Source organism: Duganella sp. CF517 (assembly GCF_900110275.1).
Lineage (GTDB): Bacteria > Pseudomonadota > Gammaproteobacteria > Burkholderiales > Burkholderiaceae_D > Rugamonas.
On sequence record NZ_FODC01000004.1, the window covers coordinates 633,504 to 649,459 of the forward strand.

12 protein-coding genes are annotated in these 15,956 nt (G+C 66.5%); 7 read left to right on the forward strand and 5 right to left on the reverse strand.

Annotation, left to right across the window (positions count from 1 at the left end):
- Window positions 1-43 precede the first annotated feature (43 nt).
- The 6 genes from BMX85_RS18830 (at window position 44) to BMX85_RS18855 (ending at window position 7,095) form a co-directional block, all read left to right on the forward strand.
- Window positions 44-1,435, forward strand: a complete 1,392-nt coding sequence (locus BMX85_RS18830) for a TolC family protein (RefSeq protein WP_090322226.1) — start codon at window positions 44-46, stop codon at window positions 1,433-1,435.
- Complete coding sequence (locus BMX85_RS18835) at window positions 1,432-2,799, forward strand: multicopper oxidase family protein (RefSeq protein ID WP_090321659.1); 1,368 nt, start codon at window positions 1,432-1,434, stop codon at window positions 2,797-2,799. Before BMX85_RS18830 ends, BMX85_RS18835 begins: the two co-directional genes overlap by 4 nt.
- A gap of 191 nt (window positions 2,800-2,990) precedes the next feature.
- Window positions 2,991-4,259, forward strand: coding sequence for a voltage-gated chloride channel family protein (locus tag BMX85_RS18840; RefSeq protein ID WP_090321664.1), 1,269 nt, complete (start codon window positions 2,991-2,993; stop codon window positions 4,257-4,259).
- Between the two features lie 184 nt (window positions 4,260-4,443).
- Complete coding sequence (locus BMX85_RS18845; protein ID WP_177196811.1) at window positions 4,444-5,169, forward strand: MotA/TolQ/ExbB proton channel family protein; 726 nt, start codon at window positions 4,444-4,446, stop codon at window positions 5,167-5,169.
- Window positions 5,159-5,584, forward strand: a complete 426-nt coding sequence (locus BMX85_RS18850) for an ExbD/TolR family protein (protein ID WP_090321673.1) — start codon at window positions 5,159-5,161, stop codon at window positions 5,582-5,584. The genes BMX85_RS18845 and BMX85_RS18850 overlap by 11 nt, the downstream gene beginning before the upstream one ends.
- Entirely contained in the window at window positions 5,581-7,095 is a 1,515-nt protein-coding gene (locus tag BMX85_RS18855; protein ID WP_090321678.1) for a hypothetical protein, read from the forward strand. Before BMX85_RS18850 ends, BMX85_RS18855 begins: the two co-directional genes overlap by 4 nt.
- A gap of 13 nt (window positions 7,096-7,108) precedes the next feature.
- Here the strand turns inward: BMX85_RS18855 and BMX85_RS18860 are convergent, their stop codons facing one another.
- Window positions 7,109-7,807, reverse strand: a complete 699-nt coding sequence (locus tag BMX85_RS18860) for a hypothetical protein (RefSeq protein ID WP_090321684.1) — start codon at window positions 7,805-7,807, stop codon at window positions 7,109-7,111.
- A gap of 68 nt (window positions 7,808-7,875) precedes the next feature.
- Here BMX85_RS18860 and BMX85_RS18865 point away from each other — a divergent pair, with 68 nt between their 5' ends.
- Window positions 7,876-8,559: an SOS response-associated peptidase gene (locus tag BMX85_RS18865; protein ID WP_090321691.1), complete on the forward strand. Its 684-nt coding sequence runs from the start codon at window positions 7,876-7,878 to the stop codon at window positions 8,557-8,559.
- 83 nt (window positions 8,560-8,642) lie between these two features.
- On the opposite strand, the gene BMX85_RS18870 is transcribed toward BMX85_RS18865, so the two are convergent.
- The 4 genes from BMX85_RS18870 to BMX85_RS18885 all read right to left on the reverse strand — a co-directional run bounded on the left by BMX85_RS18870 (window position 8,643) and on the right by BMX85_RS18885 (window position 15,954).
- Window positions 8,643-10,352, reverse strand: a complete 1,710-nt coding sequence (locus tag BMX85_RS18870) for a hypothetical protein (protein ID WP_090321695.1) — start codon at window positions 10,350-10,352, stop codon at window positions 8,643-8,645.
- A 308-nt stretch (window positions 10,353-10,660) separates the two neighbouring features.
- Window positions 10,661-11,254 (reverse strand): cohesin domain-containing protein, encoded by a 594-nt coding sequence (locus tag BMX85_RS18875; protein WP_143068030.1) that lies wholly within the window; start codon window positions 11,252-11,254, stop codon window positions 10,661-10,663.
- A 14-nt stretch (window positions 11,255-11,268) separates the two neighbouring features.
- Window positions 11,269-14,172: a dockerin type I domain-containing protein gene (locus BMX85_RS18880; RefSeq protein WP_143068031.1), complete on the reverse strand. Its 2,904-nt coding sequence runs from the start codon at window positions 14,170-14,172 to the stop codon at window positions 11,269-11,271.
- A gap of 399 nt (window positions 14,173-14,571) precedes the next feature.
- The gene (locus BMX85_RS18885; protein ID WP_090321705.1) at window positions 14,572-15,954 is read right to left on the reverse strand and encodes an extracellular solute-binding protein; all 1,383 of its coding nucleotides are present in this window, start codon (window positions 15,952-15,954) and stop codon (window positions 14,572-14,574) included.
- Between the last annotated feature and the right edge of the window lie 2 nt (window positions 15,955-15,956).

Genomic DNA, 15,956 nt, shown 5'->3' on the forward strand with positions numbered 1-15,956 from the left:
TGCGCAACGCATCCCCTTTTAAAATTCACCTGAGGTGTTGGACATGATTTGTCTGCATAAACTCGCGGCCGGCGCCGGCACGGCGCTGCTGCTCGGCGGCTGCGCGTCGCTGTCCGGCGACGGCGGCTTCGGCGCCGCCGCCGGCGTCAGCGAACAACGTACGGGCCTGAGCGCCAGCGTCGCCGGCCGCCTGCCGCGCAACGACGACGACGCCCGCGCGCTGGCCGCCGTCATCGACAAAAAACTGGGGCAGCCGCTGGCTGTCGACGAGGCGGTGCACATCGCGCTGCTGAACAACCGGGGCCTGCAAGCGAGCTATTGGTCGCTCGGCATCGCCGAAGCGGACCTGGTGCAAGCCGGCCGCCTGCAAAATCCCGTGTTCGATTTCAAGCGCAGCCACGGCGGCGGCGAGATCGGCATCGAACGCACGCTGACCTTCAATCTTCTGAGCCTGATCACCGCGCCGCTGGCCGGCCGCATCGAGGGCCGCCGCTACGAGCAGGCCAAATTGCTGGTCTCGAACGAGGCGCTGAAGGTGGCCGCCGATACCCGCCGCGCGTGGGTGGAGGCGGTGGCGGCCAACCAGGGCGCCGAATATGCGGTGCAGGTGCAGGAATCGGCGCAGGCCAGCGCCGAACTGGCCGACCGCATGCGCAAGGCCGGCAACTGGAGCGCGATGGACGTGGCGCGCGAACAGGCCTACCACGCGCAAACGGTGGCCGACGTCGGCGCCGCGCGCAAGGCGGCCGTCGCCGCGCGCGAAAAACTGACCCGCCTGATGGGCCTGAGCGGCGCGCAGACCGCGTACAAGCTGCCGGACCATTTGCCCGAGCTGCCGGCCGCGCCGCAGGAATTGGGCGACATCGAGCAGATCGCGCTCAACGAGCGGCTCGACATCCAGGCCGCCAAAATCGATACCGCGCACACGGCATCGACGCTGGGCCTGACCAAGGCCACGCGCTTCATCAACGTGCTCGATCTGGGCGTGGTGGGCGAGAGCGAAGGGCCGGTCAACCGCCGCGGTTATGAGCTGTCGCTGGAGATCCCGCTGTTCGACTGGGGCTCGACGCGGCTGGCGCGGGCCGAGGCGACCTATATGCAATCGGTCAATCTGCTTGCGCAAGCGGCCATCAACGCCCGCAGCGAGGCACGCGAGAGCTACGCCGACTACCGCGCCTCGTACGAACTGGCGCGCCACTACCGCGATCAGGTGGTCCCGCTGCGTAAGAAGCTGGCCGACGAAACGCTGTTGCGCTACAACGGCATGCTGATGAGCGTATTCGAACTGCTGGCCGACGTCCGCGAACAATCGGCCGCCGTCAACGGCTACATCGGCGCGCTCAGGGACTACTGGACCGCGCAAGCCAATCTCGAAGCCGCATTGGGTGGTCGCCTCGGCGCCCATCCGCCAACCAACAAAGGAGCAACACCATGACCACCCGCAGATCATTCCTCAGCGGCGCGGCCCTTGTCGGCGCCGGCATGGTCACCAAGGCCGGCGCGGCCTCGCTGCCGGAGGCGCCGGTGCAATCGTCGGCCGCCACCGCGCCGCCGCTGGCGCCGCCCAACGGCCGCCCGTACAATCCCGTCGTCACGCTCAATGGCTGGACTTTGCCGTGGCGGATGAAGGAAGGCGTCAAGGAGTTCCACCTGGTGGCCGAACCGGTGGTGCGCGAACTGGCGCCCGGCATGACGGCCAACCTGTGGGGCTACAACGGCCAGAGTCCCGGCCCGACGATCGAGGTGGTGGAGGGCGACCGCGTGCGCATCTTCGTCACCAACAAACTGCCCGAGCACACCAGCGTGCACTGGCACGGCCAGCTTCTGCCGAACGGCATGGACGGCATCACCGGCCTGACGCAGCCCGGCATCCAGCCGGGCAAGACCTTCGTCTACGAATTCGTCGCGCGCCACGCCGGCACCTTCATGTACCACCCGCACGCCGACGAGATGGCGCAGATGGCGATGGGGATGATGGGCTTCTGGATCACCCATCCGAAAGACCCGAAGCAGCACGCGGTGGACCGCGACTTCGTCTTCCTGCTTAGCGCCTACGACATCGACCCGGGCAGCTACACGCCGAAGATCAACACGATGCTCGACTTTAATCTGTGGACGTTCAACAGCCGCGCCTTCCCCGGCATCGATCCGATGGTGGTGCGCAAGAACGACCGGGTGCGCATCCGCGCCGGCAATCTGACGATGACCAACCACCCGATCCACCTGCACGGCCATACCTTCGAGGTGACGGGGACGGACGGCGGCTGGGTGCGGCCGTCGGCGCGCTGGCCGGAGGTGACCACCGATGTCGCCGTCGGCCAGATGCGGGCGATCGAGTTCGTCGCCGACGCGCCGGGCGACTGGGCCTTCCACTGCCACAAATCGCACCACACGATGAACGCGATGGGACACAACGTGCCGACCATGATTGGCGTCGACCACACCGGCGTGGCCGAGAAGATCAACAAGCTGGTGCCCGGCTACATGGTCATGGGCGACAAGGGCGGCTCGATGGGCGACATGCAGATGCCGCTGCCGGAGAACACGCTGCCGATGATGAGCGGGGAGGGTCCGTTCGGCGGGCTTGAGATGGGCGGGATGTTCACCACGGTCAAAGTGCGAGAGGGTCTGGCGCGCGACGATTACAAGGACCCCGGCTGGTACAAGCATCCGAAGGGCACGGTCGCTTACGAGTGGACCGGCGAGGCGCCGCCGGCGCCGCGCGCGCCGGGCGCGCCGCCGTCCAAGCCGGCGGAGGCGATGGACGTCAAGCGCGACGCCAAGCATCACCACCATTGAACCGGGACATCGCATAAACCACTGTTCCATGTAGGCCGGATTAGCGCAGCGTAATCGGCCACGCAGGCGCCGACGGCGGCGCATGCATCGCCGATTACGGCGTTCCGCCTAATCCGCCCCGCGCGCCCTCGGCAGCAGTGATGTGCTCGTGTAGAATTGCCAGACCTGACCCCGGAGTTGCCGCTGGCCGCATGAAATTCTCTCTTTATCCCGAACAAACGGCGTTGCTGGCGTACGTGGCCAAGTGGACTTGCATCGCCGGCGCGATCGCCGCGCTCAGCGGCACCGCCTCGGCTTTCTTCCTGTTCGCGCTCGATGCCGCGACCCATTGGCGCGAGGCGCACCCTTGGATCATCTGGCTGCTGCCGGTGGCCGGCTTCGCCGTCGGCTGGCTGTATCTGAAGACCGGTAGCAGCGTGGAAGCCGGTAACAACCTGCTGATCGACGAGATCCACGATCCGCAGAAAGTGGTGCCGCTGCGCATGGCGCCGCTGGTGTTGGTCGGCACCGTCGTCTCGCACCTGTTCGGCGCCTCGGTGGGCCGCGAGGGCACCGCCGTGCAGATGGGCGGCGCGCTGGCCGACCAGCTGACGTACGCGATGCGGCTGCGCCACGCCGACCGCCGCATCGTGCTCATGGCCGGCATCAGCGCCGGTTTCGCCTCCGTCTTCGGCACGCCGCTGGCCGGCGCCATCTTCGGCATGGAGGTGCTGGCCGTCGGCCGCCTGCGCTACGACGCCATCTTCCCCTGCATCGTCGCCGCCGTCGCCGCCGACCAGGTGGGCATGGCCTGGGGCGTGCACCACACGCATTATCCGATGAACACGGTGGTGGCGATCGGCTTCGCCAGCGTCGCCGCCGTGCTGTTGGCGGGCATCGTGTTCGGCCTGGCCGGCATGGCCTTCGCCAAATCCACGCACGCGGCGACGGCCCTCATGAAGCGTCATGTTTCGTATGCGCCGCTGCGGCCGATGATCGGCGGCGTGGTCGTCGCCATCGCCGTGTGGTTGCTTGGCACGCGCTACATCGGCCTTGGCATTCCGGTCATCGTCGAGGCGTTCCAGCAGCCGCTGGCGCCGTGGGATTTTTTCGGCAAGTTCGCCTTCACGGTGGTGTCGCTGGGGAGCGGCTTCAAAGGCGGGGAGGTGACGCCGTTGTTCTTCATCGGCGCCACGCTCGGCAACGCGCTCGCGCCCTTGCTGCAACTGCCTTTCCCGCTGTTGGCGGCGCTGGGCTTTGTCGCGGTGTTCGCGGGGGCGGCCAATACGCCGCTGGCGTCGACCATCATGGCGATCGAGCTTTTCGGCCCGCAGATCGGCCCCTTCGCGGCGATGGCGTGCGTGGTGGCCTATCTGTTCTCGGGCCGCTGCGGCATCTACCGCTCGCAGAAGTCCGGCATGGCCAAGTACCGCGTGCCGCCGGTGCCGCGCGACCGCCTGCCGCCGCCTTCGGCCAAATGACTTCCTGCCATTCCCGGCCCGGGATGCCGGCATAGATTTTTTTCCCGTCCGTCCGCCCGGCTGCGCTGTGTTCATTTTCGGACAGTCGGTGTTCGGGAATGGGCAGGGAGCCGTCGATCGATGCTTGGCGATGCAGGAAAAGGCGTCGATGCAGCTCTGGCCCGGACCTTGCTATGTCAAGGGCATGCACAAAAATCTCCGCCTCCTGCTCATCGCCACGCTCGCCCTTCACAACCTTGCCCATGCCGCCGATATCAATATCGTCGAACAGGCGGCGGAGGGCGGCGCGGCGATCGTCGTCACGCTCGGTTTGTCGATCCTGTTCCTGGCCGTCTCGATCGAGCGGCTGATGCACTTCCGCGCCAGGGCCATCGTGCCCGACGGGCTGGTGGAACGGGTCAAGCCCTTGTGGGCGGCGCAGGATTTCACCAGGCTTCAACAACTGCTGGCCGAAGACGACAGCACCCTGGCGCGCGTGATCGCCTACATGGTCGCGCATCGCCAGCATGGCTACGCGGTGGTCAACAGCGGCGCCGGCGACATCGCGTCGATGGAATTGCGGATGCATCAGCAAAAGGCGTATGCGCTGGCGATCGTCGCCACCGTGGCGCCCATCGTCGGCTTGCTCGGCACCGTGGTCGGGATGATCGACGCTTTCCACGTGATCGCGTTCTCCGAAGGGATGGGCAATCCGGCACTGCTGGCGGGCGGCATTTCGAAGGCGTTGATCAATACCGCCGCCGGCTTGTGCGTAGCCTTGCCGGCGCTGGCGATGCACCACTTCCTCAAGAACCGGCAGGCGTTTTTCGGCCTGGCGCTGGAGAGGGAGATCAATAGCCTGATCGACGAATGGTTCCTGCAGGGCGACGCCGCGCCGCAAAACCTGCACGTGGTGTCGCATGCGCATTAACCTGGGGGAGGACGAGCAGCCGGAGATCGGCCTGATCGCGCTGATCGACTGTATTTTCTTCCTGCTGATGTTCTTCATGGTGGCGACGGCGTTCAAGCAACCGCAACACAAGCCGCAAAAGGAGTTGCCGGTGACCTTGCCGACGTCGCAAATCAGCCTGGAGCGCGACGAAGCCGGACCGGAACCGCTGGCGATCGGCGTCGACAAGAACGGCAAGTTCTTCCTCGATGGCGAACCGGTGTCGACCCAGGCGCTGCACGGACGGCTGAAGCAGGAGGCCGCCGCGGACCCCGCGCGCCGCATCCGCATCGACGGCGACCAGCTGGCGAAATACCAGGACATCGTCCACGTGCTCGATCTGTGCCAGTTCGAACGGCTCACCAACATCTCCATGCATACGCGTGCCGCGCGATGATGCTGGGCCCACTCGATGACTGGGAGCCGAGGGCCGGCCGCGAAGGCGCTTGGCGCTATCGTTTCGTGCTGGTCGCGCTGGCGGCGCATGCGTTGCTGATCCTGCTGTTGTACCAGTTTGGCGCCTATCGGGTGGAGGCGGCGCGCCAGCGCGAGCGGGACAGCGCCAGCGCCGCCGTGGCCAAGCAGTCCAGCATCGAGAAGCGTGTGATGGACATGGAGAAGATCAAGGACCTGCTGGACCGGAGCCGCCCCGGTGCGACATCGCCCGACGGCGCGGGCGCCGGTGAGGAACCGGACTTCCGCGCCACGTCGCTGCCGAAACCACCCGAGCAGCTGCTGGCGCAAGCCAGGGAACTGTCCGCCTCAATCGCGGAGATAGAGCGGGAACTGAAGGTGACAGGGCTGGCAAGAATCGAGAAGATCCCCGAGCAAGTGGCGCGGGAGCGGATCGAAGCGAAGGCGGACGGCAGCGCGCAGGCCGAGCGCGCGGCGCCTGCGGACAATGCCGCCAAGGCGCGGCAGGCCGTGCCGCCGCCGGCGGCCACCCCGGCGCAGCTGGCGGCGGAAATCCAGCAGCTTGAAACCCGGGCGCTCGCCGCGCTGGCGCAGCGCCGGCAGGATCTCGCGCGCCAGCGTAACGGTGTGGACATCAAGAACGGCGCGATGGCGGCCGGCTTGGCCGGCCGGGCCGGCCAAGCCGCCAACAACGGCCGCCAGCCGGGAATGGGCGTGGGCGGTGCCGGCGGCGTCGGTGGTGTCGCAGCCGGCGCTGAACATGGCGTCGACGGCCGCGTGGGCGCTGCGGCCGGGATCAACGAGAACGGCATCGAGCAGCGGATCGCGGCCTTCATCAACCGCGATGTGGCGCTACCGACGGGCGAAGCGCGCAATTACAATCGCAGCGGCGTGATCTTCAATCCGGGGGGCGGCAATATTCCGCCGGTCGACGCGCGCACGATGACCAAGGGCGCCGGCCGCATGCTGGGCCGGGGCGGCGAATTCGCCGATCGCGTCTACGTCAACAGCTGGTACGTGATCGGTCCTTTCGAGGGCAAGCATGGCAGCGCGCTGTTTGCCAACCATCGCTATCCGCCCGAGCAGGGCGTGGTGCTGGACGCCGTCTACGCGGGCAAGGGGAACCGGCAGTTGAAGTGGCGCTATGTGCACGCCGCCAGCTATCCGCTGGTGCCGCCGGACCCGGACGAAGACGCGGTGTATTACGGTTACACCGAGCTGTTCATGGACCGCGACCGGGAACTGACGATGTGGATAGGCGCCGACGACGACGCCCAGATCTGGTTGAACGACGTCCAGGTCTGGGCCGGCGGCAACATCAACAAACGCGAGTTCTGGCCCGCGCTGTACGATGTTCCCAACACCCATGCGCGCGATTTCAATATGACCGAGGCCAAGCGCAAGGTGCGCTTCCGCAAAGGCCGCAACAAGCTCTTCTTCAAAATGGCGAACGGGCCGACGCGGCTGTTTTTTTCGGTGGTGTTGACCAAATAAGGCGGGCGCCGGTTCAGCGCTCGTCATGGCGCTCGCGGTAGTTGCGGGCGGGCTCGAGCAATTTCAGCAAATCCCAATCCGGCTTGCATAGCCAACCCTGCTGCAGCGTGACAGCGGGCCGCTCCGCGCGCGCCGGCACCTGTTCATAACCGGACAATTCAAAGCCGTCGGTGGACATCCATTCCAGGTTGGCGTCGAGCAGGGTGCCCCGTCCGTAAGCGGCTCCCAGGGCGGCCGGCCCCACCTCCGCGCGCACCGTCGCCCGGCCGAGCGCCTGTTCGACGACGCTGGTCACCAGCAGCCCGCCACTCAACGCCCTGATATGCCTATCGGTCAGCTCGCGCCGCGCGATTTGCTCGCCATACCGGTACAGCGGCACCACGCGGAAAGCGTTGACCACCGCCGGCAACTCCAGGTTGCACAGCCACGACTGCCCGTAGCCCTTCAGCCCGTGCGGATGGCGTAGTTGCTGCGCGCCGCTGAGCACGAACTGCGTGCCCTTGAACCAGACCAGCCTTGGCATTACCAGCTCGTCGACGATGCGCGGCGGGCCGTCGGGCGCCAGCAGGCGCGCGACCTTGGTCGGTTTGCGCCGACCCTGGTCGGTGATGCGCATCACCAGCAACTCGAGCGGCTCATGCGGCGGCGCGATCTGCACCGGCCGATCCAGCGCCGCACCGCCGTCGAGCCGGCGCTGAACCCAAACTTTCAATTTACCACCCCGCAATATACTGTGTTTTTATACAGTATATTGCATTTTGGATCGGTTATGATAGTCCCATGTGCGGACGCCTCGACCAAAACGATATCGGCAGGGTGCTCAACGATTTTCGTTGGGTCGACGAAGTCCTGCGCCGCGGCCGCGCGGAACTGCTTTTCAATGCCGCCCCGGGGACGCTGCGTCCGGTCTTGCGGATGGCGGGCGGCGCGCTGATCGTCGACGACCGCTGGTGGATGTACAAGGCGGCCGGTGCGCCGGCGACGGTGCGGCCGACGCCGAACGCGCGGCTGGACAAGATCGCGGGCCGGTATTGGGGGCGGCTGCTCGGCGCCGGGCGTATCATCGTGCCGGCCAACGGCTGGTACGAGTGGACCGGCGAGAAACCGAACAAGCAGCCTTGGCACATCCACCGGGCCGATGGCGAAATGCTCTACATGGCCGCGCTGACCGCGTGGGATGCCAGGTCCGAGGACCGGAACGCGTCGGGCTTCGCCATCGTGACCGACGACGCGGAGGGCGGCATGATCGACGTGCACGACCGGCGGCCGGTGGTGTTCTCGGCCAGCGACGCGGCCACCTGGATGGACCCGGAGCTCTCCGGCGAGCAGGCGGCGCAGCTGGCGCGCTCGGTGTCGCTGGGCGCCGACAAGTTCGCGTGGCATCGGGTGTCAACGGCGGTTGGCAATGCGCGCAACCAGGGCGCGGAGCTGGCGGCGCCGCTGTCGCCGGGGCTTTTTGATTAAGCCGCTCGCTCGCTGCGGGCGAAGTCGACAGCGCCGGCCGCGCGGGCCCGCCACCGGCGCCGGTTGACGTCCGGCCGGCGCCGCTATGCCTCGGGAAGCGGCTGCAGTCCTTGCTGCAGGCCCCAGCTCATCCGGACACCTTGGCGTACCGTCGCGCCGGAGGTGACGAAGTGATTCAACTCCGGCGGACGGTTCACGTAGCGCCATCCAAGGGTATCCCCGCCCGCCGCATCGGATAGCCGATGGCGTTCGACGTTGCCGTCTTTCCAGATCAGCAGGTTCTGGCAGCCCCAGGATGCGCCGGGCGGCGCCTCTTCGGCCACGATCGCGCCGGCGCCGTCGGCCACGTACAGCGGGTCCAGTTTGCCGGTGGCCGCGCCAAAGTCGATCGGCCGCGCGCCGGCGTCGCAAGTCCAGAGCATGGGCGCTTCGTGGCCCGGGACGCGCGCCACGACCGCGTCGACCGCGGCGGACACGCGCACCGAGCTTGCGTCCAGCAGTTCCGGGATCGGCTGCAACGCGCGGCCCCGTTGCCAGAACTGGTAACCCGTCGGACCGCCGCGCTCGGACATATACTTCAGTAAGCCGCGCTGGCCATCGGGCGAAATGGCCACCCAGTCGAGCATGAAAAAGCCCGGGTCGAGGTCGACGCAACCGGCCTCGGCACTCCACACGAAGGCGCGCTGCTCGCGTGTCTCCAGCGGACCGCGTTCGGTATAGCCGCCCACCCAGCGGCCGTCGGGCGTGACGACACTGGCGGCCGAGATCGCGTCGGGCGGGCCGATATCGACCGGCTCATTGCCGCCCTCCATGCGGAAGGCCCGCTTGGTCAGGCTGTAGACCGCATGCTCCTTGTCGGTGGAATGGTGGCTGCCGACGAGCACGGAGGCATCCGAATTGACGCCCGCGACCAGGAAAACGCGGCCATGGTCGGCGGCGAGCAGCTCCATCTTTCCATGCTGGTAGCGAAACATCCTGTAGCGCGCTTTCGGGAAGCTCTCGCAACCGCCCACCAGAACGCTGCCATCCTGGCTCACATGGTGTACCCATACGCCGCCGACGTTGTCCGGCACATCGACCCGCTGCGCGCTGGCCGGCAGGCGGCGCCAGACGACGGGCGTGTTGAGCCATTCCGCGTTGCGCAGGGCGCCAACGATCACGCTGCCATCGGCCGCAATGAGGTGCGAGTCATTGGAGGGGAGCAGTCTTTCACCCGCGACGCGCGTCGGACGCGGTGGTTCGCGGCGCCACGGTTCGCTGTCGTCGTCCATGGCGCCGGCCAGCGCCACGCCGAAAAGCGGCGCGCTCTCGGCCACGCCGCTGAGCTTGAATTCGTCCATCAGCCACTTGATCGCAGGCGGCCGACGCTTCGGACCGCCCTTGGAAGGATCGGTGTCGAGCGCCGCGACCGTCTGTTGCAGCATGCGGACGAACGAGTCGGGACCGGTGTCGAGATCGATGTATTCCGTCAGGTCGAGGTGGATGCGGGCCGGCAGATCCCGGTTGAGCAATGCGGCGAATTGGTCGACGATCACGCTCCCGGCGGCCCCGAACCATTTTTCGATCATTGCCTTGCGCCGCATCAGCTGAGCGGTCGCCTCGCCTGGCGTCATGGAGTAGCCAACCGGCGCCCTGCCTTCGATGCCAGGTGAAGCGGTGGGTAACGGCGCAGGGCCGCCCACCGCCGCCGGCGGCAGCGCCGCAAGCCACAGCAGGGGCAGCAGGTTGTTTGCCTCCAGCAAAATGGTCGCCTCGCCTGATTTTTCCGCGATCACGTAGCTGCGGTTGCCCATGGTTTCCTTTATGCGCTCTCACCGAGCGCGCCGTCGGTTAAGCGCCGTCAATTAAGCGCCGTCAGTTAAATTTACGTTCTCGCGCTTTTGCCGGCTGATCACCACCGTGCGGGAAATCTTGCCATCCCATCCTTGCTTACGCGTTCCGAGAGCTACTTTGATATTTGCACGCGCGCGGTTTTCATGCGGTAGTTTTGGTTGCGCACTGAACGACCGTGAAAACAGATACTATATTGACAATATTGCGGGGATCCGTCAAGTAAACCAAAACCGCGTGCGGGAGCGGCGCGCGGCCTGGAACACCGCGTTTATCGACCGCGCCGCCTTCTGTTGAAGGCAGCCAGCACCGCCAGTCCCGCCAGAAGCATGACAGGCGTGCCCGGTTCAGGCACGGCCAGAGGTGGCCCGATGACCTGGACAGACCCGTCTATCCCTTGCGCGGCAATGGAAGCGCCATTGGCATCGCCCAAGGCGTTGAGCGTCAGCGCCAAGTCGCTGGTTCCCACTCCGATGGTGCTGAAGGTCAGCGCCACGAGCTGGAATGATTCGCCTTGCAGCGCGCTGAGCGTCGCGGCGTCGTCCAGTGAGATTTCCAACAGGTTTACCAGATGCGTGGACTCGGTGGTGAACTGCAGCGATCCAAGGCCAAGCACGTCGAGCCCGGTTCCGTAGCTGACGCCGGTCAAGGCGAGAATGGTCGGATCGAACGATAGGTCGAGATCGAAGGCGGCCAGCGATTGCGGCGAGGGGCTGTCGAGCCCGGCGATGGAGATAGTCACCAGCACGCTGGCGCCTAGCACCGGCTGTTGGTTGACTGCCGAAGCCTGAACCACGGTTGCGCTGGCGGCTTGCGCGGAAAGCAGGCAGGCGAGCAGGACGATGCGGAGGAAGGTGAATTTCATTGGAAGCTCCCGGGTTAGTTGGTGGCGCAGCGTGGGCGTGTGCAAAGGGTGACGACAATGCGGGCGTCGAGCGCATCGATTCGGCCATTGCCGTCAAGATCGTGCGGGTCGCCCGCGGCGGCGTGGGTGCTGCGGGCCGCCGTTACGGCGGTGACATCGATGCTGTCCACATCCCCATCGCCATCCAGATCGCCGCGCAACGGCGGCGGGACGCTTCCCAGCGGAATTGTCATCGCTTGGCCGGCTTTGATCGGCCCGGTTTTGACGTTGTTAACGGCGCCTGCGGACGAGCTTTCCATGACATCGATCTCGTACTCGGCATCGCTCAGTCCGACCACCTTCAGTTGCAGACCGGCTGGCGGGTTGGGGATGTAGACGCTGTACAGGGCGGCTTCTTCCGCGCCATCCCCAGCATCGCTATCCGGATCGGATGGCACATCCGAATACAGGTCCGCCTGGCTGTCCGGGATCTCCGTGACCGGCTGCGCGTCGGACGGAAATCCCGCCCGGCGCCCTTGTCCGTCGACTATCCATACCGCGTAAGGCCGCCGCGTGTTGTCATTCGAACGTGCCCTGAGCGTCACGCTTGTTGGCGTCGTTGCGGCCGTCGCGGCGGCTCTGCGCGCGGGGGCGGCCGGCAGCCGACCGGCCACCGCCAGAGCCCAGCGCGGTTTTGCGAGGTCGATATCGGTAGTGGCTGCCGTGCCATTTTGCGCGGGGCTGGTCCAGCGCTCAAGCGCGCCGGCCTGGCCGCGTCGAGGCAGGCGCTCCCTCAATGCCGCGCGCGAATAGACCACATTGCCGCCGCAAGACTTGCCCGGTCCGTAGTGCTCGTTCGCCTGCGCAGAGCCGGCGAAGAAGTTCCCGGCCGGGTCTTTAACGATGTAGTCGCCGTTCGAGGTGCGGCCAACCAATAGGATAACGTGGCCTCCGCTATGCTTGTTCGATGCGATCGACGACGAGGTGAACGAGGTCGAGACGATCACTTGCTGTCCACGGTCAAGATGATCGTCGATGAAGTGATGCAGCGCCGCTACCGTCGGTATCTGAGTGCGCGCCACCGCGAACAGGCTGGCGCTGTTGACGGGGCCGAAGATCTCGTTGAGATAGGTGCGGCCCTTGCCGGGATCGAACAGGTTGGCGCGATTATCCTGCGCGGGATGGCGCATCGTCCGCCCATACGCAGAAGTAATCGGCATTTCGCCCGCGGTGAACAGCGTGACCCTTGCCGGGCGCGCATCGGCGAACTGGAACGCGTTGATCGCCATTGCGGTGGAAGAAGGACCGCAAGAATTGCCGCCCGGCTGTCCCAAGCCGATGGGAAGCGGCAAATGCGCGCCCGCGTCGTATTGATGAATGTAGGCATTAGTGGACGGCGTCGCGTAACTGCCCTCGGGGCACTGGGGACTGGCCCGGACGATTGCCTGGGCGCCGCCGCTGTTCTGCGCCCAGAACACCACTTGGCCGCGATCCTTGTTATTGATGGCGTCGTGCACCCCGATTGCTTGAACCACGCCCCAGCCATCGATGGTGTCGCCGATCCGCGCCACTGCGCGCGCCGGGCTGGCCACGGCGGCGGCGGCAGCGTCGGCGCTGGTGAAGAAATCGATCAAGGTGGTAAACAGCGTCTTCGTGCCGAGGTTGTCGGTGCCCACGAATGCGACCGAGCCATTATTGCTGACGCTGACGCGGACATCCGGATCGAACGCGCCAATCGGCCCCAGATCGGGTTCGCCGGCGCCGCACACGCCGTCCAGATCCATGTCGAGGCAGGTTTCGCCGGCGTCCAGCTGCCGGTTGCCGGCGACGCCGGCGATGCGGATCAGGGCGCCACCCGAGGTGCCAGTCGCGACTAGCTGACGGTCGTCGCCGACGATCGCGCTGTCGCACACCCCGTCGGGCCCGCTGCGTATCCCGATTGGTGTGATGACATCGTCGCCGCCGGCACCGGTGTTCAGCACGCCATTCGGCCCGGCGCCCACGCAGATCCGGTCGATCCAAGCGAATATGCCGGGCCCCGAGGTGGTTTTTAACGCGGCCGCGCCGACCGGGGTCAGGTCGCCATAGAATGCGGCGATACGGCCATCATCGCTGATCGCCGGGCTCATTCCGACGCTGGTGAAGCCCATGTCCAGCGTGGCAATCGGAATCTGCTGGGTCAGGTCGCTGTAATTGATGAGCATAATCTGCTGGTTGCCAGCAACCGTCAGCCTGGCGATCAGCCGCCCGTTGTCCGATAGCACGGGGCGCACGGGCAAGGTGCTGACCGTGGTGGTCGGAAAGGAGCCTTTGTCGGTCAGACCGAGCGGTGTCTTGCCCAGCGTGGCCAGGAAATTGGTGGTGTCGGTGAAAGCCGAGAACGCGGCTTGTTCGATGCACGCCTCGCCCGCATCGCAGATGCCGTCGTTGTTGCCGCCTGGATCGCCGCGCGACTCGACCTTGACCGCGTTGTTCAGCGTGGGATGGCTGAGCACGGAGTCGAATGCCGCGTTGGGATTGCCGCCGCCGCGCGCCAAAACGACCGATGTCGCCGGCGCGAGCTCATGTGCTTGCCAGAATCGAATCAGGCTCGTTGGCGGCGCCCCCGACACTTGGTCCCGCGCAATCACGACGCCGTGATTGTTCAGCTGCACGGCACGGCCAAAGGTGCGGTTGGCGCCGGCGAAGCCGGCCGCCAGGTTCTCTAACCGCCCCCCGGCGCCGGAGTTCACGAAGACCCCGTCGCCGGCCGCCAACCGACCGATGAAGGCCACCATGCCCGCGTCGTTGATCGAGGGGGCATCGCCAAACGAAAGAAGGCCCTGATCGCCGGTTTTCGATATCACCTCATAGCTATAGTCGGCCGCCAGCGCGAGCGGAAAAGCTGTGGAAATAACCAAGCCAGCAAGGTAGCGGCGCATCCAGTCGGATCGTCTCACTTTCGTACTCCTCGAATTAAGATGAAGAAGGGCGCGGGGCTACCAAAGTGGGTGGCGCAGTCTTCCGCCCCCCGCGCAGCTCAAGCCAGGTTGCCAGGGCATGACGTCACGCAATAAACGTGCCGATAAAAATCAACGTTTATATTCAAAGAGTTGCAATCCAAACCGGGGTTGGAACAATGCTGCGTGTAAGGTTTTCCGACAGAAACCAAGGGGGGCGCATGGGCCGGATTTCAGGCGTGGCCGCATCATCCGGCAGCCCGCTCGGCATGACGAGTTGTACCGGGACGACGCCTCAGGCAGTGCGCCGACAGGGCAGATCTGGTGTGGTGCCTGGTAATCCGCAAGGCAAGGCTGTGTTGACACGGCCGACGGATTTCGGCAAGCGCTACTGCCCGGTCACGGTGTCGGCGATCCCGTTGTTGCCTCCGCCGCGCCGCCGCGGAACTGGGCGTCGCGCGTCAGCATGCGGTTGATGCTGGTTTCGGCCTGCGCCAACGTCCGGTCGGGATCGGCGCCGAACACGATGACGGCCGTCAGCGCGTCGCCCAGCGTCTTGCCGACGATGGCCTGGCGCGCCACTTCGATCGGCAGCGCGATGCCGTCGCGCGCGATGGTGGCGATTGCGGCGCGCAGCGGCAGCCGGCGGAAATCCGCGGAGGCGATCACCGAGCGGCGCGTCGGCAACTGGCCGGTGCGGGCCCACACGCCGCCCTCGTCGTAGAGGAACCTGAGGAAGGCGACGGCGGCCTGGCGGCTGCGCGCGTCGGCGGTGCCGCCCTTGAGCAGCACCATCACGTGGTTGTCGGCCCACATCGCGTCGGTCCCGTACAGGCGGGGAAACGGCACGGCGGTGTAGCCATTGGCCGTGGCGCTGTCGGCGCGGCCGGCCTGGCGCAGCAGATCGCCGATGATCCAGGTGCCGTTGACCATGACGCCGCCGTCGCCGGCGGCGAAGCCCTGCAGCGCGGCGCCGTAGTCATTGCCGCGCGTGGTCAGTCCTTCCGCGTACAAGGTTCTGAGCAGCTTCACCGTGTCGCGCACGGCCGCGCCGCGCAGGTCGATGTCGAGCACGCCGCGCGGGAACAGCGTGGCGCCTTGCTGGCCCAGCATCGACAACAGCGTGCGCGTGAAGAACGCCGGGTCGTTGTTGGTCAGCCAGATGAAGTAGGGCTTGCCGGTGGCGGCCTTGAAGCGGCGCGCCTGGTCCAGCAATTGTTGTGGCGTGTGCGGCAGCAGCGGCTTGCCGTCGGCGGCGACCAGGCCGGCGCGGCGCATCAGGTTCAGGTTCACGTGCCATAGCCAGGAGTGGGTGTCGAAGGGCAGGGCGTAGTGGCGCCCGTCCACGGCCACCGCCGTTTCGGCCTGCGGCGTGAAGTCGGCCGTGTCGATGCCGGCCGCGCGGAACTCGTCGTCGAGCGGGGCGATCAGGCCGCGCTTGACGAAGTCGTTTAGCGCCGAGCTGTGCAGGATGGCGACGGCCGGCACGTCGCGCCCGACGATGCGGGCCCCCAGCTGGCTGTAGTATGAGCCGTGCTCGACGACCTGCGTGCGCACCGCGTAGCGTCCGGCGTTGGCCGCGTTGAACTTGTTGACCAGCGCGGTGATGATGCCGCATTCGCCGGTGGCGGTGGACGGATCGGTGGCGTTGCCGTAGTCCGCCTCGCACGAGCCGAAGAAGCGCGCGAACGAGATTTCGGCGGGCGCGTCCGCCGCCGGCGCGATGGCCGGCGCGAGCGCCAGCAGCAGCGCCAGCGCGGCGCCCAGGGGAATGTGTCTCATGC

What these genes read in the sequence shown, in the direction of transcription:
- BMX85_RS18835 (WP_090321659.1), top strand. Translation starts at nt 1,432, where the DNA reads ATGACCACCCGCAGATCATTCCTCAGCGGCGCGGCCCTTGTCGGCGCC.
- BMX85_RS18830 (WP_090322226.1), top strand. Translation starts at nt 44, where the DNA reads ATGATTTGTCTGCATAAACTCGCGGCCGGCGCCGGCACGGCGCTGCTG.
- BMX85_RS18845 (WP_177196811.1), top strand. Translation starts at nt 4,444, where the DNA reads ATGCACAAAAATCTCCGCCTCCTGCTCATCGCCACGCTCGCCCTTCAC.
- BMX85_RS18870 (WP_090321695.1), bottom strand. Translation starts at nt 10,352, where the DNA reads ATGGGCAACCGCAGCTACGTGATCGCGGAAAAATCAGGCGAGGCGACC.
- BMX85_RS18885 (WP_090321705.1), bottom strand. Translation starts at nt 15,954, where the DNA reads ATGAGACACATTCCCCTGGGCGCCGCGCTGGCGCTGCTGCTGGCGCTC.
- BMX85_RS18865 (WP_090321691.1), top strand. Translation starts at nt 7,876, where the DNA reads ATGTGCGGACGCCTCGACCAAAACGATATCGGCAGGGTGCTCAACGAT.
- BMX85_RS18855 (WP_090321678.1), top strand. Translation starts at nt 5,581, where the DNA reads ATGATGCTGGGCCCACTCGATGACTGGGAGCCGAGGGCCGGCCGCGAA.
- BMX85_RS18840 (WP_090321664.1), top strand. Translation starts at nt 2,991, where the DNA reads ATGAAATTCTCTCTTTATCCCGAACAAACGGCGTTGCTGGCGTACGTG.
- BMX85_RS18850 (WP_090321673.1), top strand. Translation starts at nt 5,159, where the DNA reads ATGCGCATTAACCTGGGGGAGGACGAGCAGCCGGAGATCGGCCTGATC.
- BMX85_RS18875 (WP_143068030.1), bottom strand. Translation starts at nt 11,254, where the DNA reads ATGAAATTCACCTTCCTCCGCATCGTCCTGCTCGCCTGCCTGCTTTCC.